Genomic DNA, 19,391 nt, shown 5'->3' on the forward strand with positions numbered 1-19,391 from the left:
TAATGACGACGATCCGATCAGTTGCAATTGGCATTGGGCACTATCTGCCCGAACGTGTTGTTCCAAACGAGGAATTTGCAGCGAAACTGGATACGTCCGATGAATGGATACAATCCCGTTCCGGGATCCAGCGCCGCCATTTCGCGGCAGAGGGCGAACTGACCTCCGATCTGGCAGTGAAAGCAGCCCAAAAGGCCCTTGATTACGCAGGCCTGAGCGGTAGCGACATTGACGCGATCGTGCTGGCAACTTCCACGCCGGACCAAACCTTTCCCTCTACTGCCACGAAGGTACAGCACCGTCTGGGTATGAAAGGCGGTTTTGCCTTTGACATTCAGGCCGTTTGCGCCGGGTTCGCCTTTGCGCTGGCCAATGCGGATGCCCTGATTGTTTCGGGTCAGGCCAAACGGGTTCTGGTGATCGGCGCGGAAACCTTCAGCCGGATCATGAACTGGGAAGATCGCACCACCTGCGTTCTCTTTGGTGATGGTGCTGGCGCGCTGATCCTGGAAGCTCAGGAAGGCACAGGCGAAAGCAGCGACCGCGGTATCCTTGCCACCGACCTCAACTCGGACGGTGAATACAACGACCTACTCTACGTCAACGGCGGCGTATCCTCCACCCAAACCACCGGTCATCTGGTGATGGAGGGACGTGAGGTCTTCAAACACGCGGTTTCCAAACTGGCCGCGACGGCAAATGCCTCCCTTCACAAAGCCGGTCTCACCCATGAAGACGTGGATTGGGTTGTCCCCCACCAAGCAAATCTGCGGATCATCAAAAGCACCGCAAGCAAGCTTGGCGTACCGATGGAGAAGGTCGTTGTTACCGTGCAGGATCATGGCAACACCTCCGCTGCCTCTATTCCGCTCGCTCTTTCTGTCGCTGTGGAAAAAGGCATGATCGAAAAGAACCAGCTTCTGGTGGCTGAAGCCATCGGTGGCGGTCTGGCTTGGGGTTCGGTCGTCCTGCGCTGGTGATTCGTAGTGCCCTGATGCGAATTTATTGTAACGTTCTGTCGTCCGGCACCGCCACTAAACTCCTTCCCCTCAAAGGGCTTTCCCGCGGCTTGCGCTAATTATTTCTTATGTACCAATGCGTTGCAGTTGACAGGTAAATCGGATTTCTCCTAGTGTTTGTGAATAGAACAGGGAGACAGTTATGGGCGGTAAGACCTTAACACGTATGGATTTAAGTGAATCCGTGTTTCGCGAAGTTGGACTATCACGTAATGAATCAGCCGATCTGGTTGAAAGTGTGCTGGATAATATCTCTGACGCTCTGGTCAGCGGCGAGAACGTAAAGATCTCGTCTTTCGGTACATTCAGCATCCGAGACAAAACCGAACGGATCGGCCGCAACCCTAAAACCGGCGAAGAGGTGCCAATCCGGCCCCGCCGTGTGTTGACCTTCCGGCCCTCTCACCTGATGAAGGACCGTGTGGCCAACGGTAACAAGTCCTAAAGGGACCAAGTGTAAATGAGTAAATCTCCAGACGCGTTTCGCACCATTTCAGAGGTATCTGAGTGGCTTGATACGCCAACATATGTCCTGCGTTTCTGGGAAAGTCGTTTTCCCCAGATCAAACCGGTGAAGCGTGCCGGCGGCCGGCGGTATTACCGGCCCGAGGATATGATGCTGCTGGGGGGCATCAAAAAGCTGCTGCATTTTGACGAACTGACAATCAAGGCGGCCAAGGCGCTCTTGAAGGACAAGGGCGTCAAGCACGTCATGGAACTCTCGCCAGACCTGAACACGCCTGTCGTGACACCGCAGTCCACTGCGGATGCCGCCGACAAGGCGGATATTTCCAGAATGGTGAAGGAAACCTCTCAGGAAGAGGCGAAACCCAAGCCCGCTGTAGAAGTGCGCGTAGTAAAAAAAGCCAAGCAGGCAGCACCGGAAGAAAAGCCGCTTGCCGGTACAACTGCAGACCCCGTTACAGAATCAGCCCCTTCCCCAGAGGAAACGCCGATGAGCAAGGACACACCCCAAGAAGAGACCAAGGCCGCCCAAGCCGGTTCGGAATCGCCCGATCCGCAAGAGTCCGCGCCAGCACCGGTTGAAGATACCACCGAGGCTGCGTCCGAAAAAACGGATGAACCGGTTGTCGACCCTGCCATGCAGGCAAAAGCCACAGAGGCTGAACGTCAGGCCGCTGCGCAACAGGCCGCACTTGCCAAAGCCGCTGCTGACGAAGAAGCCGAAGACTGGGCCGGACTGGTGCCGGATATGGTTATGAACGCCCCCTACCGCATCGGCACAGCGGATGATTACGACTCCAAAACCATGGGCGAAATCGAGATGCTCTATTACAGCCTGCGCATGGCCCGCAACAAAATGCGCCGCTCCATAAAGCAGCATGAAAACCGGCCGTCATAACTTGTTGGTTTGGGTGCAGTTCTGACTTGCAGAGCCGCGCCCAAACCCTTACATGAACGCCAGAGTGTCGGGCTATAGCGCAGCTTGGTAGCGCGTTCGTCTGGGGGACGAGAGGTCGCAGGTTCGAATCCTGCTAGCCCGACCATTTCCCCCACCTATCCCTTGGACAATTCAGTCAACAACCGCAGCCCGACCGGGGCTGGCGGCCCCGGACCCCGCGGATATTTTGCCAAAAAGAGGCTCCAAATGTTTTGCGCGCCGGCTTTGGCTCTTTTTGGTTCAAATATCCAAATCCCGACTGTTCGTTACCGCGTTGCCACCGGACACTTTTTAAGTGCAGTGCCGCATAAAATACGGCATAAGCCCTTAAAGAGCAGGGGAAGGGATCGTTATGACAACAAAAGGCGTAGTTTCCAGCCAGTCCATTGCAAAGATGCTGGAGCGCGGGGAAATCCGCACAACGGTTCCCCCTGTTGAAGGGCAGATCCAGCCGGCCTCGCTCGACCTGCGTCTTGGAACCAAAGCGTGGCGGGTACGGGCCTCTTTCCTTGCAGGGGCGAATGGCACTGTGGCAGAGCGTTTGCAGGAATTCCAGATGCACGAGATCGACCTGCGACAGGGTGCAGTGCTGGAAAAAGGCTGTGTCTATGTCGTACCGCTGATGGAATCCCTGAACCTGCCAGCTGAAGTCAACGCGGTGGCCAACGCCAAAAGCTCGACCGGACGGCTGGACCTGTTCACCCGCTGCATCACCGATCGGGGAATCGAATTCGACCGGATCGAAAAAGGGTATACCGGGCCGCTTTATGCAGAAATCAGCCCGCGCAGCTTTTCCGTTTTGGTGCGACCGGGCATGCGGTTGAACCAGATCCGCTTCCGGCGGGGCAAATCGGAACTGTCCGACGATGCTCTGGCAGCCCTGCACGAAGAGATCGGACTGGTGGACGGTATCGCCCAGATTGATAGCGGATTGGGCTTCTCGGTGGATCTGAACGGCGACAGGAACGGTCTGGTGGGCTACCGTGCCAAACCACACACGGGTCTGATCGACCTTGACCAGATCAACCATTACGATCCGTCCGAATTTTGGGAACCCGTCACCACGCGCAACGGCGGTATCATCCTTGATCCGGGCGCTTTTTACATTCTTGTCAGCCGTGAAGCTGTCCATATCCCGCCCAACTGCGCGGCGGAAATGGCGCCCTATCTGGCGATGGTCGGGGAATTCCGCGTCCATTACGCAGGCTTTTTCGATCCCGGTTTCGGCCATTCCGCAGCAGGGGGCACCGGATCACGGGGCGTTCTGGAAGTCCGCTGCCACGAAGCGCCCTTCGCGCTGGAACATGGCCAGAGCGTCGGGCGGCTGGTGTATGAATACATGGCAGAGGTGCCGGATGTGCTCTATGGCGCAGATCTGAAGTCCAATTATCAGGGTCAGGGACTGAAACTGTCCAAACATTTCCGCATGTAGCGTCTTACATCCGGTCTATCGGATCATTCTTGCGCTTTTGCTTTTCGGCCTGTTTGCGCGCCAGTTTCTTCTGGCGCCTGAACTCCTGAAACTCGGCTTCTTCTTCAGGCGTCATGGGCGGGCGGCTCTGCTTTGCCTGAGTGCGGGATTTTCCGGCACCCCGCGCCATGCCCATTCCCTTGTTGATGCCCGCGTTGATCCCGCGCCGCATAATCATCCGGATAATCAGGTTAACGATCTGGTTTACATTCATTGCCTTGGCTCCTGCCCGCTTTACGCTTTTTACGGAGTATAGACCGTTGCGGTCCACATTCCAATTGAACGGATCAGCCGAACATATCATCCTGTTCTTCTGCAGTGTCGGGATCGTCGCTCGGGATTTGCAGCGCCCCCGGGGGCGGACGGTTGTCAAGCAGCCCTGCATCGCGCAGTTCCTTAACACCCGGAAGATCACGGGCGTTTTCAAGTCCGAAGTGATCAAGGAACAGTTGCGTCACCACGAATGTCACCGGACGCCCCGGAGTCATTCGGCGGCGGCCCAGCTTGATCCAGTCCAGCTCCATCAACATGTCAATTGTGCCCGAGGAAACGGAAACCCCACGGATTTCCTCAATCTCGGCGCGGGTGACCGGCTGGTGGTAGGCAATAATCGCCAGTGTCTCAATGGCTGCACGGCTGAGTTTGCGGGTTTCCACCTGTTCCTTTTGCATCAGGAATCCCAGATCGGCGGCGGTGCGGAACGCCCAGGCATCGCCGACCCGTACAAGATTAACTCCACGTCCCTCATACCGTTTACGCAGTCGGGCCATCGCCTCGGCCACGTCAGAACCATGGGGCATCCGGTTTTCGATTTGCAACTTGGTCTGCGGCGCGCTTGTCGCAAACAGGATCGCTTCGATCATCCGTTCCTGTTCGGCCATCGGCGGCGCTTCGAACAGGCTCTCGGTGATGTTGGCAGGCTGTTCCGGTTTGTCATCGGACATCCTCAGACCCCCTTCTTGCGCAACTGGATGGGCGCGAATGTATCGGACTGGCGGATTTCGAGCGAGCCGTTTTTGACAAGTTCCAGCGCCGCAGCAAAAGAGGCGGCCGTGGCAGAGCGTCGTTTTTTCGGGTCGTCAGACCAGCCGTCAGGCAGAAATTGCGACAGGTCGGACCATTCGAGCGCATGTCCCATCAGGGATTTCATCCGCTCCAGCGCCTGCTCCATGGTCAGCACACTGTCCCGTTCGGCATAGTGCAGAGGGGCAAAACTGTCCTTGGTTTTCAGCCGCGCGTAAGCCTGCATCAGATCAAGCACGGTGGCCTTGTAGACGACGGTTTTTTTAACGCCTGTATCTTCTGGCAGTCCCCGTGCGAAAAAGTCCCGCCCCAATTGGTCCCGTGCCATCAGCTTTGCCGCCGCACGGCGCATGGCTTCAAGCCGTTCCAGCTGGAATGCGAGATGCGCGGCCAGTTCCTCACCTGAAGGGCCATCTTCCTGCGGGTCGGCAGGCAACAATAGACGCGACTTCAGGAAGGCCAGCCAGGCCGCCATCACCAGATAATCTGCCGCCAGTTCAATCCGAAGGGTCTTGGCACGATCTACAAAGGAAAGATATTGCTCTGCCAAGGCCAGCACGGAAATCTTGCGCAGGTCCACCTTCTGGGTCCGCGCCAGTGTCAGCAGCAGGTCGAGCGGTCCTTCGTAGCCATCCACATCGATCAGAAGCGCCTCGGAGGCGATCCGCGCCTGTGTGGCGTCCATCGCGGCCTCTGAACCGTCAGCGGGTGTTTCTTCAACCATGAACCGCGTCTTCCATCAGCAACGCCAACGCGTCTTCTGCTTGCGCGGTATCAAAAGGTTCAGGGCTGTGGCGCAGGTCCAGCGTGGCCTCTGCACGGGATGCCGCCAAACCGGACAGCTCAGGGGTTTCACTCAGGATCGGTTCCATTTCCCCCCGTTCTCCGTTGCAATGCAGGATCACATCACAGCCTGCTGTCAGCGCGGTCGCTGTACGCTCTTCAAAACTGCCCGACAGCGCTTTCATCGACAAATCATCTGTCATAAGCAATCCGCCGAAACCAATATCCTGCCGGATGACGTCAATCACCGCAGGGGACAGCGTTGCGCAGTTTTGCGGATCAATCGCAGAATAGATAATATGGGCCGTCATGGCCATGGGAAGGTCGGACAGGCGCGAGAATGGTACAAAATCAGAGGCTTGCAGGTCTGCCAGTGGCGTATCGAGTTTTGGCAAATCAAAATGGCTGTCAAGCGAAGCACGCCCGTGGCCCGGAATATGTTTGATGATCGGCAGGACACCACCGGCCAGTTGGCCTTCGGCCAGCGCGCGCCCATTGGCTGCGACGGTTTCGGGATCATATCCGTAACAGCGGTTCAGGATTATTGCGTGGCTGTCTTGTGTCGCCACATCCAGCATGGGCGCACAATTAACATCTATCCCGAGGTCATGCAGTTCAGCAGCGATCATCCGCCCCCGCAGGTGCATGGCCTGTGGTGCGTTGGCCCCTGCCCGCTGTGCAAAATCTAGGGCCGCATCCCATTCCCGCCAGTGAGGAGCACGCAGCCGCGCCACGCGACCGCCCTCCTGATCGATCAGGATCGGCGCATCACGGCCCACAGCGTCCCGCAGTTGTGCAGTCAGACTGCGCAACTGGCCCGGTGTTTCGATGTTGCGGGCAAAGAGGATGAAACCCCAAGGGTCTGCCGCGCGAAAGAAAGCGGTTTCCTCTGCAGACAGCACTGGGCCGAGACAGCCGAATATGGCAGCGCGCGGTGCCATTACCGGGCCGTCACAGGAATGCAGGGCGTACCAACCGCCAACAAGGCAGAACAAAGCGCGCGGGATTCATCCAGAGAATCAAATCCGGCGGCCCGCAGACGGTAGAATTTGCGCCCACCGGATTTCGCTGCAATCACCAGACGTTTTTTGTCTTCCAGCAGATGGTTGTGCTGTTTTAACAGCTTCAGCCAGTCCGCTTTGGCAAGTTCGGCGCTGTCATATGCTCCGAGCTGGATCAGCCGTGTTCCTGCGGGAACGGACTCCACGCTCTGGAATTCCGGCACTTCATCCGACTGGGACGAGGTCGGCTGTACACGGGTGATCTGGGTTTCCAGATTGTTCGGCCGTACTTGCGGGCGGGACGATGCCGAAGGGGAGTATTGTGTACCGCGAATGTTGCTGCGCGGGATGGTGGCCGGGTCCACATTGGCCTGTTCGCGCTCTGCAAATTGTTCTGCCACATCTTCGACAATCTCAAGCGCGTCAAGATCGGCTTCCACCGCTTCACCGTCGCCACTTTCGATCTCGACGTCGATTTCTGTTTCGTCGTTGATCGCTTCAAGGCTTGTGTCATCCTCCGCTTTGGCAGAGACACGGGTCACTTTTGCGGCCTCTCCTGCGGGCAGGTCTTCCTGGGTCAGACGCGCCGGCTCCGGGGCCAGCACAACAGTATTGGCAGGGGCGGCCACACCGCCTTCGGCCTGAACCGAATTCACCGCCAGCCCCTGATGGGAGGCCTGCATCCCGCCCGGATCTTCCGGTGCGACACGGGACGGGCCGACCATCGCACGGATAATCGGCACATCATGGGGATCGCGGGTGCCAAGGCTGACCGTCCAGTACACAAAGCCGCCGACGACAGCGACCGACAGGCCAGCTACACCCCAGTTGACTGCTGTTCGCACAACTCCCAGACCTCCGGCACCTGCCGCCGGTTGGGATTTTGACTCCGTCTTCTTCTTGGACATCAGGTTCGCCTCTTTACTCGCACACGATATTGCATGTGCTTAACTGCTCAACCCCCGAAACAAGCGGTTATTCCGCCTTATTTGTGCGTTCCGGGGCCGTTATTCTTGAAACCACCCGAACCTGCAGGGTCCGGTGCCTGTGGCAATTTATATGTTAGCCCGCCAGACGCCCGATTTACATTTCGGTCATCGGGGTTACGCCCAGAATACCAAGACCGGCGGATAAAACAACCGAAACGGCACGGATCAGGGCAATTTTAGACAGAGACAGATCGGTACTATCTGCCTGCCAGAAGCGCAGTTGCGGCTCGGCTTTGCCCAGATTGTGCAGGGAATGGTATTCCGCCGCCAGTTCATAGAGGTAGAAAGACACGCGGTGCGGCTCGTTGTGTTTGGCAGCCAGCTCCAGCAAACGCGGCCATTCAGCCAGCTTGCGGGCCAGTGCCAGTTCCGCCGGATGGGTGTTCGCGCCCATATCCGCCGTTGCAAGTATCGCATCAGATGTATCCACACCCGCCTCGTTCGCCTTGCGCATGACCGAACAGATCCGTGCGTTGGCGTATTGCACGTAGAACACTGGGTTTTCTTTGGATTGCTCCAGAACTTTGTCAAAATCAAAGTCCAGTGGTGCATCCTGCTTTCGGGTCAGCATGTGGAAACGGGTCACATCGGGGCCCACCTGTTCCACCACATCGCGCAGGGTAATAAATGTCCCTGCCCGTTTGGACATTTTGAACGGCTCACCGTCTTTGAACAATTTGACAAGCTGGGTCAGCTTGATGTCCACCGGCACCTGACCGTCAGACAGGGCCGAAACCGCTGCTTTCATCCGTTTGACGTAACCGCCATGATCCGCGCCGAAAATATCGATCAGCGCGTCATACCCGCGGGAAATCTTGTCATAGTGATAGGCGATGTCGGGGGCAAAATAAGTCCATGACCCGTCGGATTTTTTCACCGGACGGTCCACATCATCGCCGTGTTCGGTGGATTTGAACAGGGTTTGCTCGCGTGGTTCCCAGTCTTCGGGCTTTTTGCCTTTTGGCGGTTCAAGCACGCCCTCATAAATCAGGCCCTTGTCTTTCAGACTGTCGATCGCAGCTTCGATCCGGCCCGTGCCGTAGAGCGATTTTTCGGAATAGAACACGTCCATTTCAATATTCAGCGCCTTAAGATCGGCACGGATCATATCCATCATGGCTTCGGTGCCAAAGGCCCGTAGATCAGCCAGCCACTCGGATTCCGGCTTGCCCACAAGGCTGTCGCCGTATTTTTCCTTCAACGCCTCGCCCACAGGGATCAGATAGTCACCGGGATAGGTGCCATCCTCGAACGCTACTTCCTGACCATTCGCTTCCAGATACCGCAGATAGGCCGAACGGGCGAGCACATCCACCTGCGCACCGCCATCGTTGATGTAATATTCCCGCGTCACGTCATAACCGGCAAAATCCAGCAGGCTGGCCAGTGCATCGCCAAAGACCGCGCCCCGTGTGTGGCCCACATGCAGCGGGCCTGTCGGGTTGGCAGAAACATATTCCACGTTGACCTTTTTCCCCTGCCCCATGTCAGAACGGCCGAAATCGGCGCCGGACTGAATTGCCAGCGGCACAATTGCGGTCCAGCTTGCAGGGTCGAGCGTCAGGTTCAAAAAGCCCGGTCCAGCCACATCTGCCGCTGTAATCCGGTCGTCCTGCAACAGTTTTGCCGCCAGCGCCTCGGCAATGTCGCGCGGCTTGGATTTGGCAGGTTTCGCCAGCACCATTGCCGCATTTGTGGCCATGTCCCCGTGCAAGGCGTCACGGGGCGGCTCTACCGCTACATTAGTGAAATCCAGATCGGCCGGAAGCACGCCTTCGGACTGAAGGGCTGTCAGGCTGTCGAGCACGAGTGTTCTGATGTCTGCAAAAAGGTTCATGGCGCTTTCCTATGTATCAGGCGCGGTTTAGCATGTTGGCGCAAAGGGTCAACTCACCCCGCCCCACTCCTTGTGCAATTTCAGTGCAAAGCGGTCGGTCATGCCCGAAACGTAATCCGCCACCAGTCGGGCGCGGGCGAAATCGTCGCTGTAAGGGGTCCAGCCCTCGGGCAGCAGTTCAGGGTTATCCATAAACCGGTGGAACAGATCGCGCAGCACGGCGGTCATTTCCTCGCGCACGACCAGAACATCCGGGTGGCGGTACATATTGGCATAGAGAAACTCGCGGATCGCGTTCAGGCCGGATAAAAGTTCGTCCGAAAAGGCAATCACCGGATGGTCCAGATTGCGAATGTCCTGCGCGGTTTGGGCACCGGATTTTTCCAGCCAGATGCGGCTTTCGGTCAGCAGATCCTCTACCATCAGACCAAAGACACGGCGCAGGGCTTCATGGCGGCGGCGGTCAGGGTCCAGATTGGGATACTTGCGGTCCACTTCGGCAAAGCAGGGTTTGACCAGCGGCAGGTGCAGAATATCGTCGATGCTGAACAAACCCGCCCGCAGCCCGTCATCCAGATCGTGATTGTTATAGGCGATATCATCGGACAGGGCGGCCACCTGTGCCTCGGCACTTGCATGTGTGTGCAGTTCCAGATCGTGTTTTGCGTTATATTCCGCCAGTGCAAAGGGGATTTCCCCCAACACCGGACCGTTGTGCTTGGCGATGCCTTCCAGACATTCCCACGTCAGGTTCAGACCGTCAAATTCCGCGTAATGGCGTTCCAGATCGGTGACGATCTTGATGGCCTGCGCGTTGTGATCAAAGCCGCCGTAAGGCGCCATACATTCATCAAGCGCATCCTCTCCGGCGTGGCCGAACGGCGTGTGGCCCAGATCATGGGCCAGCGCCACCGCCTCTGTCAGCTCTATGTTCAGGCCCAGCGCACCGGAAATCGTCCGCGCCACTTGCCCGACCTCAATCGAGTGGGTCAGACGGGTGCGGTTGTGATCGCCTTCATGTTCGACAAAAACCTGCGTCTTGTGTTTCAGCCGGCGGAAGGCGGTGGAATGGATGATCCGGTCCCGATCCCGCTGAAAGGCCGAGCGGTGGGCGGAGTGCCCCTCATCCACAAGCCGACCCCTGCTATTCGCAGGATTACTGGCATAATTCGCTAACATTTGATTGAGGCCCCGATCTAAACGTCTGTCTTGTCCTTGATGCCGCGTTTATCGCAGCCTATGTTTAGGGAAACCTTACACGATTGATGTGGACGTTAACAGATGGACTTGTCCCTGCCCCCCAAAGTAACCGACCGCGCGTTTGAACGGCTTGCCGAGATCAACGAAGGCGCAACCGCGTCCCAATGCCTGCGCGTCGCCGTCGAAGGCGGCGGCTGCTCCGGCTTCCAGTATGACATAAAACTGGAAGAAGCGGCTGCCGATGATGATCTTGTTCTTGAAAAGAACGGACAGAAGGTGCTGGTGGATAGTGTTTCCCTGCCCTTCCTGACCAATGCGGTGATTGATTTCAGTCAGGAACTGATCGGCGCACGCTTTGTAATCGAAAACCCCAATGCCAGCAGCTCTTGCGGGTGCGGTACCAGCTTCAGCATGTAAACCGCCCCTAGCGGGACCGGTTTGCGCTTGTTCTCTGACAGGATTGCCGCGATATTTGCGCGGCAATCAAAGGACTAGCTTACATGAAAATCGCCAGCTTCAACATCAACGGGATCAAAGCCCGCCTGCCTGCCCTTTTGCAGTGGCTGGAAGAGGCGAAACCGGATGTGGCCCTGTTGCAGGAAATCAAATCGGTGGACGAGAATTTTCCCCGCGAACCGATTGAGGATCTGGGCTACCGCGTGGAAACCCACGGGCAGAAATCATTTAACGGGGTGGCGATCCTCTCCAAACTGCCACTGGAAGACATCACACGTGGCCTGCCCGGCGATGACGAAGACGAACAGGCCCGCTGGATCGAGGCCACGGTGATAGGCGACAAAACGGCTGTTCGTGTCTGTGGCCTGTACCTGCCCAACGGCAATCCGGCACCCGGTCCGAAATACGACTACAAACTGGGATGGATGGAGCGTCTGCACGCCCGCGCCCGTGATCTGATGGCTGCGGAAGAGCCGGCGCTGATGGCAGGCGATTACAACGTGATCCCCCAGCCCGAAGATTGCTGGGACGTGGAACCGTGGCTGGATGATGCACTGTTCCTGCCCCAATCCCGCGCCGCGTTTGAGCGGGTCAAGAACCTCGGCTTTACCGAAGCCTTCCGCGCCCGCAATCAGGCGCCGATGAATTACACCTTCTGGGATTATCAGGCGGGTCGCTGGAACAAGAACCAAGGCATCCGCATCGACCACTTCCTGCTGACCCCCCAATGCGCCGACCTGCTGCTGGACTGCCAGATCGACCGCGATACACGGGGCCGCGAGAAACCCAGCGATCACGTCCCGATCTGGGTCGAATTGGACGCCTGAGGCTTTTAAACGTAAGCCGGATAGCCAAGCTGCTGGAACAGGAACCATTCGCGATCCTGCACCGCCCGCAGCAGATCATCGGACAGGTCGTCTTTGGCGTCGTCACGGTTTGAGGCATTGATACGGGTGTCAGAGGTCATCAACTCGTTTACCGCTGCTTCCGCATCCAGCAGGTTCGGACCAAGTTCGGACTTGATCAACGCTGCGAGATCCGCATTCAGGCTTTCATTGCGGATCACCGCTTTGGGCAACCCCTTGTTCTTGTAGCGCCGGAGCACCTGTTCGCGATCCTTGAACGCGTTCAGTTCTTTGTGCTTACCGGGCAAGCCAAGGGTTAGAAAGCGATGGGTCATATAGCCGAACATATCCGCATGGGTTTCGGCATAAGGCGCTTCATAAAAACGGGCATTCTGCGGATCGAGCATAAATTCCAGCCAGTTGTGAAACCCGGCAGCGCCTTCGGCATAAAGGCTGTCCCCGCCGCTGAAATGTGCGTCCAGACGGCGGCGGATCGGGCTGTTGGGTTTGGTCAGGCCGAAGTGATACAGGCTTTTATACTGATCGAGCGGATCGCGCGCCGTAATGAAATAAAACGTCTCGCCATCCTGTTTGGCCCTCTTAAAGGATACACGACGGTGTTTGAAGAACTTGACCGGTTCGCCTGCAACATGGCGCTTCAAAAAATCGACGACAAAACTCGATCCGGTCTTCTGGACATCGAGATAACAAAACGAACCGTAATCGAGCATAAACTATCCTGTTATTTTTGCTGGAACGGACCGGCTTGGGATCTGTCCTGCATTTTTGAATACTGTATCCTCTCCTTGAAACAGGTTTGCACAGCACCGGCAAGGTATTCCTTTCAAGCTGTTTCGGACTGTTTTTCCAGAAATGCGCGCATCCGGTTGCGGGCGTATTCCTGCTTTTCCGCTTCGGTTTCGCGGGCCACGTAAACGCGGACCATCTGTTCTGCGATGAAGTACCGGACCACGCGCTTTTGCCGCAAGGCAACACCAGCAGCCTTCAGGAACATTCGCGCCTCTTTGGCTGGCAAACCGTGAAACAGTTCCTGCCCGTCCGGGGGCGTGAAGAAATCCTTCATTACCAGAAAACGGGCCGCCATGCGCATCAAGGGAAGCCAGCGCTCTTTGTTGATATCAATAGCATAAAGGCCGCCGTTCCAGATTTTCAGGTTAACCAGCGTCATGTCATCATGGCCACTCGTATAGATTACCGGCTTGGCCTCGATACTTTCTGCCAGCGCTTCCATTTCTGCCAGCATGGCCTCCAGAAGGGAACGCTCCTCGCCGCTCAGGGTTTCGTTATCCGAAACATCAAGACGCGCCACAAGATGGGCGGCCTTCAAAGGCTTTTCCTTTTTCCGCAGGTCAGCACAGGCTTTCAGCCAGCCGGCGACCTGCAAGACGATGGCCTCGCGTTCCGGCGCGTCCGCTTCGTTGTAAAGGTGGCGTACAGTTTCACCGTCAACCCACTTCAGGATCACAACCCCCAGATCAGGCACTGTATCAATGCATCCGTTCACGAAATACGGGGCCGGCAGGTTCTTTTCCAGAAACTGCAACTCTGTGCAGGCCCGTTTTGCGCGGCCAACTGCATTTTCCTGCGGATATTGTTTGTAGACGACTCGCTGACCTTTATAGGCGCCAGTAGCAACAACAGATCGGTCTTCGATCTTTCTGACCCGCACCCCCCTCACCGCGAACAGGCCCAGTCTGGAACAGAGCTGCCACCGCAACTTTAGTGTAAGCGCAAGTTTCTTGAGCCGCGTTGCTATCATACAATCCCCCCTATTTGGCGTTTTTCCAAGCCAAGAGAAGACTATGCACGAATTTTAGGCAAATTGGTAGGCCCGGTAGGACTCGAACCTACGACCAAAGCGTTATGAGCGCTCTGCTCTAACCAACTGAGCTACAGGCCCCCGTAAGGGTGGGCAAAGCGATACCCAAGGGCTGCGTCAGGGTCAAGCATCTTTCAGGCGCCTTTCCGGTACAATTGCTGCTCCCGGAAGATCACGTACAACCCAGCCCCGATGGTGATGCAGATTCCAAGACTGGCCAGCGGGTTGGGAAAGTCCTTAAAGATCAGATAGCCCACAATCGTCGCCATTGGGATCTCAAGATACTGCATGGGTGCAAGCGTGGCGGATGGCGCAAACCTTAACGACCATGTCATCAGCAGATGGGCCACGGTACCGAGCACACCAATCGCGACCAGAAGTCCCCATTCATAGTTGTTTGGGCTGATCACAGCGAACATGTTCAGTTCGCTCCCCGAGAAAGCCAGAAGAACCCCCAGCAATAGAACAGTGGCAATCACGCCGGATTGTGCTTGCAGGTTCATGGCGTCCACGTCTTTGGCAACCTGCCGCGTTACCAGAACAAACAAAGCAAAATTTACTGCAACCCCTAAAGGCAGCAAGGCCGGCCAGCCCACTGCGGCGAAACTTGGCTGGATCACCAGCAACGTCCCCAAGAAACCGACGAAGCAAGCCGCCAGCCGGTGAGGGCCAACTTCTTCGTTCAATACAAATTTCCCCAAAAGTAGCATGATAAAAGGCATTACGAATGCAATCGCAATGGCATCAGCCAGTGGCAGATACCGCAGGGATGTAAACATCGCACCGATCCCCAAAATATGCAGAATCGTGCGCAACACCATCAACCAGAAGAACCGTCTCGGTAGTCTTACCGGCATTCGGGTAAACCAGATTATCGGCCAGAGCAGCACTGCCTGCGCAACAAATCGTACCAGTAGCAGTTGTACGAGAGGCACCGAATCCCCGAGAATCTTTGCAATCGAATCCCCGACAGGGGCCAGAATGCAAAAGCCGGTCATGAAGGCTATGCCAAGGAGGGGGCGATCTTGAGTCATGGCGGCACTCTATTCCAGTCCCGCCGCGGCGCAATGGCTGTTTTCAACCAAGCGCCCTTACGTTACAGGGATGCAAGAGATTCTGGAGGCCCACATGAACGATCGCAAGAACAGCCTGACCTATGCCGATGCCGGTGTGGATATTGATGCCGGTAACGCACTGGTAGATCGCATCAAACCCGCTGCAAGCAGCACCAAACGCCCCGGCGTTATGGACGGGCTTGGCGGCTTTGGCGCGATGTTCGACCTGAAAGCTGCGGGATTCAACGATCCGGTTCTGGTCAGCGCGACAGACGGGGTTGGCACCAAGTTACGCATCGCGATTGATACAGGCCATGTTGGCACGGTCGGCATTGATCTGGTGGCTATGTGCGTCAATGATCTTATCTGTCAGGGTGCTGTTCCCCTGTTCTTCCTTGATTACTTCGCCACCGGAAAACTGGATGTAGACAGTGCTGCCAAAGTGATCGAGGGCATCGCCGAGGGCTGCCGTCAGGCCAACACTGCGCTGGTGGGCGGGGAAACTGCCGAAATGCCCGGCATGTATGAAGCGGATGATTTCGATCTGGCCGGTTTCTCGGTCGGCGCGATGGAACGAGGCGCAATGCTGCCCGCAAATGTCTCCGAAGGTGATGTGCTGATCGGAATGCCGTCAAGCGGGGTTCACTCCAACGGGTATTCACTGGTGCGCAAGATCGTTGAAAACTCCGGCCTTGGCTGGGATGCACCCTGCCCCTTCGGAGAAGGCACTTTGGGTGAAGCCCTGCTGGAACCAACCAAAATCTATGTCCGCCCTGCGGTAGCCGCGCTGGAAACCGGCGGGCTGCACGGTCTGGCCCACGTTACAGGCGGCGGTCTGACAGAAAACCTGCCCCGCGCCCTGCCGGAAGGTCTGGGGGCTGAAATCGACCTTGATGCATGGACCCGCCTGCCCGTCTTTGACTGGCTGATCAAGGGCGCCGGTCTGGATCAGGCCGAAGCCCTGAAAACCTTCAACTGCGGTCTGGGCATGATTGCCATCGCCGCTGCGGATCAGGCGCAGGACGTTCTGGATGCACTGAAAGGTGAAGGCGTCGAGGCGATGACCATCGGTAAGGTAGTTGCTGGCAGTGGGGTCTCCTACTCCGGTTCGCTCTGATGAAGCGGGTTGCCATTTTCATCTCGGGCGGCGGCTCCAACATGCTGTCGCTCTTGGATGCGATGGAAGATCCGTCTTTCGGGGCACAACCTGTTCTGGTACTGGCCAATTCCGCGAAAGCCGGTGGTCTGGCCAAAGCAGCCGCGCGCGGTGTTCCCACCGCCGCCGTAGATCACCGCGATTACAGTGACCGCGCCGGTTTTGAAGCTGAAATCTCCAAGGTTCTGGACGCATACAAACCGGACGTTATCTGTCTGGCAGGGTTCATGCGGGTTCTGACCCCCGAGTTTACCGCGCAATGGGAAAACCGGATGTTGAACATCCATCCTTCCCTGCTACCGAAATACAAAGGGCTGCACACCCACCAGCGCGCCCTTGATGCAGGCGATACAGAAGGCGGCTGTTCTGTGCATCTGGTCACAGCCGCGCTGGACGATGGCCCGATTCTGGGACAGGCAAGCGTCCCGATCCTTGACGGTGATACAGCCAGTGATCTCGCAGCGCGCGTTCTTGTGGAAGAGCACAAGCTCTATCCCGCCGCCCTGCGCAAATTAATTGGCGAGCTCGAATGAGAACTCCGCCAGTTTGGGACCACTGTGGAAACAGTGAATCACGTTACGCCGCAGACTGTTTCCACATGCGAAATACTCCGGATTCGCCGTTCCGAGAATGTGCAAGAATTATGACAATGCTCGGACATTCCCACCACAATCCGCACAACCCTAAGGCGACCTGACGCAAGCATTAAAATATTCGTTAAAAAACAAAATCTTAAAAAGTTACTAAACAATGTAATTAATAATCATCAGCCACACCTATTCCCTTTTCTGACCGCATTTGCCCGCCAAATTAGGGGCAGCCAAAACATTAGCCAGAAGGGAAGTTCGACATGCGTTCAAGCTTTTCCAAATTGATAAGAAGAACCCGTCACAACGAAGACGGCGGGGTAAGCGTAGAATTCATGCTCTGGGTTCCGGTCTTTGTTGCCCTGATGACAGGGGCTGTCGATGTGGGCACAATTTTTGCATATAAAACAAACTACTGGGGTGTAGCACGGGATACCGCCCGACAAGTTGCCCGCCATGCCATGACAGAAAGCGAGGCCGAGGCCTACGCGAAGAAGATGGCCACCTATTCCGGTGTCGAACCTGAAACCGAAGTGGAAATTACTTCAAATGACGTGACTGTGCGCTTGTTTGGCCAGGCTGACACCATCGCATCATTCGGCATTTTCAAAATCCTTCAGGGAACTGAAATTTCCGCCGTAGTGACCTATGCGCTCGAACCTATTTAAGGAGAGACCCATGCCTTATCTGAAAAACCAGATTTCCGATTTCCTTTGCGATGAAGACGGCGGCGCGACCGGCTGGAACCTTGCATGGTTCGCCGTTCTGGCTGCCGGAAGCGGCTTTGCTATCGACGTAAGCAACGCCCGCAACGCCAAGGAACACCTGACCGTCACTGCGGAAGCGGCTTCTCATGCGGGGCTGGTCGCGCTGATGAATACCGGCTCCGAAGGGGATGCGCGGGCTGCGGCGATTGCATCGGTCCAGCAGAACTATCCCAGCGACGTCTTCGGCCCTGTAATTGCGAACTCCGCCTCTGATATTGTGGTAGCCAACTACAATGCCAAAGATTCCACCTGGAGCGACTCCGGCATGGCAAATGCGGTCGGTGTTACGCTAAGGCGCGATGAATCCACCAAAAACGGTGTTTCGACCTTCCTGCTGAACTGGGTCGGGCTGGAGGAATGGACCTTCTCCGCTTCTGCCGCCACTGCTATGGCGGGCACCCAGCGGTGCAGCAATACCGAAGGGCTGTTTGCACAAGGCAACATCCAGTTGCGGTCCCATAACGGGTTCGGAGAAGGCGTCTGCCTGCACAGCAACGATTATGTGACGATGTCAAACCACAATGTGTTTGACGATGGCGCCTATGTCACCATGCCCGACCTTACCCTTTGTGCGAAATGCGACGATAACGACAAAAATCCCGGAATCGTTGAGGCGGCTTACGAAACCAAATACATCATGCCTGATATTGCGGACTGGATCGAACGGACGGAACTGTCATTTCTTGACTCCGGCGACAGCTCTATCAAGGAGGCATTCTTCGAAGGACGCGCCTTGGACAGGGATCTCTCATCGCTCAGCGAACTGGATTACGAAACCACTTATCTGGAACGTGGATCTGTTGTCGAAATCTCCGCAACGGAGTTTTCCCTGATGGAAGATATACCCGAGGGCCTGACCTATAGCGTAAGTTGCGCAGTACCTGCCACGGCAAGTACCAGCAACGGGAACGGAAATGGTAATGGCAACGGTAACGGCAATGGCAATGGCAACGGAAAAAACAAGAACAGTGCGGATGGCGAAGTTGAATCGGTTTCGTCACTCGACTTCTCCAATGCGCCCTTGAAGGATCTGGCGGTCATCACAGATTGCCCGATAAACTTCAGCAGTGAAGCCGACCTGCTAGGGACCCTTATCCTGTCGACCAGCGATAGTGGCATCTCCGGATCTTCCGGCACCACAATCGGCGCGTCGAATTATTCCTGTGACCCGCTTGACCGTGTGACAGTGATGACCAATGCCGATGTGCATATGGCTGCAAAGTTTCTGGCCACCAATCTGACGCTGGTTATTGACGGTGCCATCCACCTTGCTTCGGGCGGGTCGGGTAATTCGGATCACTACGGTGTAGGGATTCACACCTCTGGCGATGTAGATATCACAACCCATCACAACTATTATAGCTGCGGCAATTCCAGTTCTGAAGTCGCACCGGTCATGGGCGTGATCCGCCATGTCACAGCCGACTGAGAGAACCCGTTAGCGTAACAGCACAAAAAAAGGGCCCTTGAGGGCCCTTTTCCTTTGGGGCGGGATGATCCCGCCCGCCGATCAAAATGCCGGCTTAGCCAACCAGTTCCAGACCGGAGAAGAAATACGCGATTTCTTCAGCGGCTGTTTCAGGGGCATCGGACCCGTGGATGGAGTTTTCACCCAAGGACAGAGCGAAAGTTTTGCGGATTGTACCTTCGTCAGCATCGGCAGGGTTTGTTGCGCCCATGATTTCACGGTTGCGCAGGATGGCGTTTTCACCTTCCAGAACCTGAACAACGATCGGCTCGGAAACCATGAATTCGCACAATTCGTCGTAGAAAGGACGCTCTTTGTGGACAGCGTAAAACGCCTGAGCCTGAGCCAGTGTCAGTTGAATGCGCTTTTGCGCGATGATGCGCAGGCCGCCGTCTTCCAGCATGGCACAGATTTTGCCTGTCAGGTTGCGTTTTGTTGCGTCTGGTTTGACGATGGAGAAAGTACGTTCGAGAGCCATTTTGACTGTCCTTT

The 19,391-nt window shown here is 56.4% G+C and carries 21 protein-coding genes and 2 tRNA genes; 11 read left to right on the top strand and 12 right to left on the bottom strand.

The genetic code is table 11. From position 1 onward, the window contains the following. Positions 1–2 precede the first annotated feature (2 nt). From C0U40_RS16835 to C0U40_RS16855, 5 genes are all read left to right on the top strand, one after another. Entirely contained in the window at positions 3–980 is a 978-nt protein-coding gene (locus C0U40_RS16835) for a beta-ketoacyl-ACP synthase III (RefSeq protein ID WP_101656977.1), read from the top strand. Between the two features lie 181 nt (positions 981–1,161). Beyond that, positions 1,162–1,464 (top strand): integration host factor subunit alpha, encoded by a 303-nt coding sequence (ihfA, locus tag C0U40_RS16840; protein WP_069299444.1) that lies wholly within the window; start codon positions 1,162–1,164, stop codon positions 1,462–1,464. Positions 1,465–1,479: 15 nt separating this feature from the next. Continuing rightward, complete coding sequence (locus C0U40_RS16845) at positions 1,480–2,382, top strand: MerR family transcriptional regulator (RefSeq protein ID WP_101656978.1); 903 nt, start codon at positions 1,480–1,482, stop codon at positions 2,380–2,382. 68 nt (positions 2,383–2,450) lie between these two features. After that, positions 2,451–2,527: transfer RNA gene (locus tag C0U40_RS16850), tRNA-Pro, on the top strand. Between the two features lie 246 nt (positions 2,528–2,773). After that, the gene (locus tag C0U40_RS16855) at positions 2,774–3,853 is read left to right on the top strand and encodes a 2'-deoxycytidine 5'-triphosphate deaminase (protein WP_101656979.1); all 1,080 of its coding nucleotides are present in this window, start codon (positions 2,774–2,776) and stop codon (positions 3,851–3,853) included. A gap of 4 nt (positions 3,854–3,857) precedes the next feature. On the opposite strand, the gene C0U40_RS16860 is transcribed toward C0U40_RS16855, so the two are convergent. From C0U40_RS16860 to C0U40_RS16890, 7 genes are all read right to left on the bottom strand, one after another. After that, positions 3,858–4,106, bottom strand: coding sequence for a hypothetical protein (locus tag C0U40_RS16860; protein ID WP_101656980.1), 249 nt, complete (start codon positions 4,104–4,106; stop codon positions 3,858–3,860). A gap of 73 nt (positions 4,107–4,179) precedes the next feature. Next, on the bottom strand, positions 4,180–4,836 hold the full coding sequence (gene scpB, locus C0U40_RS16865) for an SMC-Scp complex subunit ScpB (protein WP_101656981.1): 657 nt from the start codon (positions 4,834–4,836) through the stop codon (positions 4,180–4,182). Between the two features lie 2 nt (positions 4,837–4,838). Next, complete coding sequence (locus C0U40_RS16870; protein ID WP_286135059.1) at positions 4,839–5,639, bottom strand: segregation and condensation protein A; 801 nt, start codon at positions 5,637–5,639, stop codon at positions 4,839–4,841. Then, complete coding sequence (nagZ, locus tag C0U40_RS16875) at positions 5,632–6,639, bottom strand: beta-N-acetylhexosaminidase (RefSeq protein WP_101656982.1); 1,008 nt, start codon at positions 6,637–6,639, stop codon at positions 5,632–5,634. The genes C0U40_RS16870 and nagZ overlap by 8 nt, the downstream gene beginning before the upstream one ends. After that, positions 6,639–7,607 carry an SPOR domain-containing protein gene (locus C0U40_RS16880; protein WP_101656983.1) on the bottom strand — a complete coding sequence of 323 codons (969 nt, stop codon included), beginning with the start codon at positions 7,605–7,607 and terminating at the stop codon, positions 6,639–6,641. The genes nagZ and C0U40_RS16880 overlap by 1 nt, the downstream gene beginning before the upstream one ends. Before the next feature lie 175 nt (positions 7,608–7,782). Further along, positions 7,783–9,525 (bottom strand): arginine--tRNA ligase, encoded by a 1,743-nt coding sequence (gene argS / locus C0U40_RS16885; RefSeq protein WP_101656984.1) that lies wholly within the window; start codon positions 9,523–9,525, stop codon positions 7,783–7,785. Between the two features lie 48 nt (positions 9,526–9,573). After that, a complete protein-coding gene (locus C0U40_RS16890; RefSeq protein ID WP_101656985.1) occupies positions 9,574–10,704 on the bottom strand; it encodes a deoxyguanosinetriphosphate triphosphohydrolase in 1,131 nt (376 codons plus the stop codon). A 108-nt stretch (positions 10,705–10,812) separates the two neighbouring features. Here C0U40_RS16890 and erpA point away from each other — a divergent pair, with 108 nt between their 5' ends. Both erpA and xth read left to right on the top strand, forming a co-directional pair. Next, the gene (gene erpA, locus C0U40_RS16895) at positions 10,813–11,142 is read left to right on the top strand and encodes an iron-sulfur cluster insertion protein ErpA (RefSeq protein ID WP_101657133.1); all 330 of its coding nucleotides are present in this window, start codon (positions 10,813–10,815) and stop codon (positions 11,140–11,142) included. A gap of 83 nt (positions 11,143–11,225) precedes the next feature. Next, entirely contained in the window at positions 11,226–12,008 is a 783-nt protein-coding gene (xth, locus tag C0U40_RS16900) for an exodeoxyribonuclease III (RefSeq protein WP_101656986.1), read from the top strand. 5 nt (positions 12,009–12,013) lie between these two features. Here xth and C0U40_RS16905 read toward each other — a convergent pair whose 3' ends face one another. The 4 genes from C0U40_RS16905 to C0U40_RS16920 all read right to left on the bottom strand — a co-directional run bounded on the left by C0U40_RS16905 (position 12,014) and on the right by C0U40_RS16920 (position 14,900). Continuing rightward, positions 12,014–12,757, bottom strand: a complete 744-nt coding sequence (locus C0U40_RS16905; RefSeq protein ID WP_101656987.1) for a hypothetical protein — start codon at positions 12,755–12,757, stop codon at positions 12,014–12,016. A gap of 113 nt (positions 12,758–12,870) precedes the next feature. Beyond that, on the bottom strand, positions 12,871–13,806 hold the full coding sequence (locus C0U40_RS16910) for a hypothetical protein (protein WP_101656988.1): 936 nt from the start codon (positions 13,804–13,806) through the stop codon (positions 12,871–12,873). A gap of 64 nt (positions 13,807–13,870) precedes the next feature. Beyond that, positions 13,871–13,947 (bottom strand) — tRNA-Ile (locus tag C0U40_RS16915). A 53-nt stretch (positions 13,948–14,000) separates the two neighbouring features. Then, positions 14,001–14,900 (bottom strand): DMT family transporter, encoded by a 900-nt coding sequence (locus C0U40_RS16920; protein WP_101656989.1) that lies wholly within the window; start codon positions 14,898–14,900, stop codon positions 14,001–14,003. Between the two features lie 94 nt (positions 14,901–14,994). Between C0U40_RS16920 and purM the strand changes: the two genes are divergently transcribed. The 4 genes from purM to C0U40_RS16940 all read left to right on the top strand — a co-directional run bounded on the left by purM (position 14,995) and on the right by C0U40_RS16940 (position 18,860). Next, complete coding sequence (purM, locus tag C0U40_RS16925) at positions 14,995–16,038, top strand: phosphoribosylformylglycinamidine cyclo-ligase (protein ID WP_101657134.1); 1,044 nt, start codon at positions 14,995–14,997, stop codon at positions 16,036–16,038. Then, a complete protein-coding gene (purN, locus tag C0U40_RS16930; RefSeq protein WP_101656990.1) occupies positions 16,038–16,610 on the top strand; it encodes a phosphoribosylglycinamide formyltransferase in 573 nt (190 codons plus the stop codon). Before purM ends, purN begins: the two co-directional genes overlap by 1 nt. Positions 16,611–16,927: 317 nt before the next feature. Further along, positions 16,928–17,332, top strand: coding sequence for a TadE/TadG family type IV pilus assembly protein (locus C0U40_RS16935; RefSeq protein WP_101656991.1), 405 nt, complete (start codon positions 16,928–16,930; stop codon positions 17,330–17,332). 10 nt (positions 17,333–17,342) lie between these two features. Next, complete coding sequence (locus tag C0U40_RS16940) at positions 17,343–18,860, top strand: hypothetical protein (protein WP_101656992.1); 1,518 nt, start codon at positions 17,343–17,345, stop codon at positions 18,858–18,860. A 94-nt stretch (positions 18,861–18,954) separates the two neighbouring features. Here the strand turns inward: C0U40_RS16940 and ndk are convergent, their stop codons facing one another. After that, positions 18,955–19,377, bottom strand: a complete 423-nt coding sequence (gene ndk / locus C0U40_RS16945) for a nucleoside-diphosphate kinase (RefSeq protein WP_069299463.1) — start codon at positions 19,375–19,377, stop codon at positions 18,955–18,957. Between the last annotated feature and the right edge of the window lie 14 nt (positions 19,378–19,391).

The sequence above is a fragment of the Neptunicoccus cionae genome, from assembly GCF_002860325.1.
In the GTDB taxonomy this organism is placed as follows: Bacteria; Pseudomonadota; Alphaproteobacteria; order Rhodobacterales; family Rhodobacteraceae; genus Amylibacter; species Amylibacter lutimaris.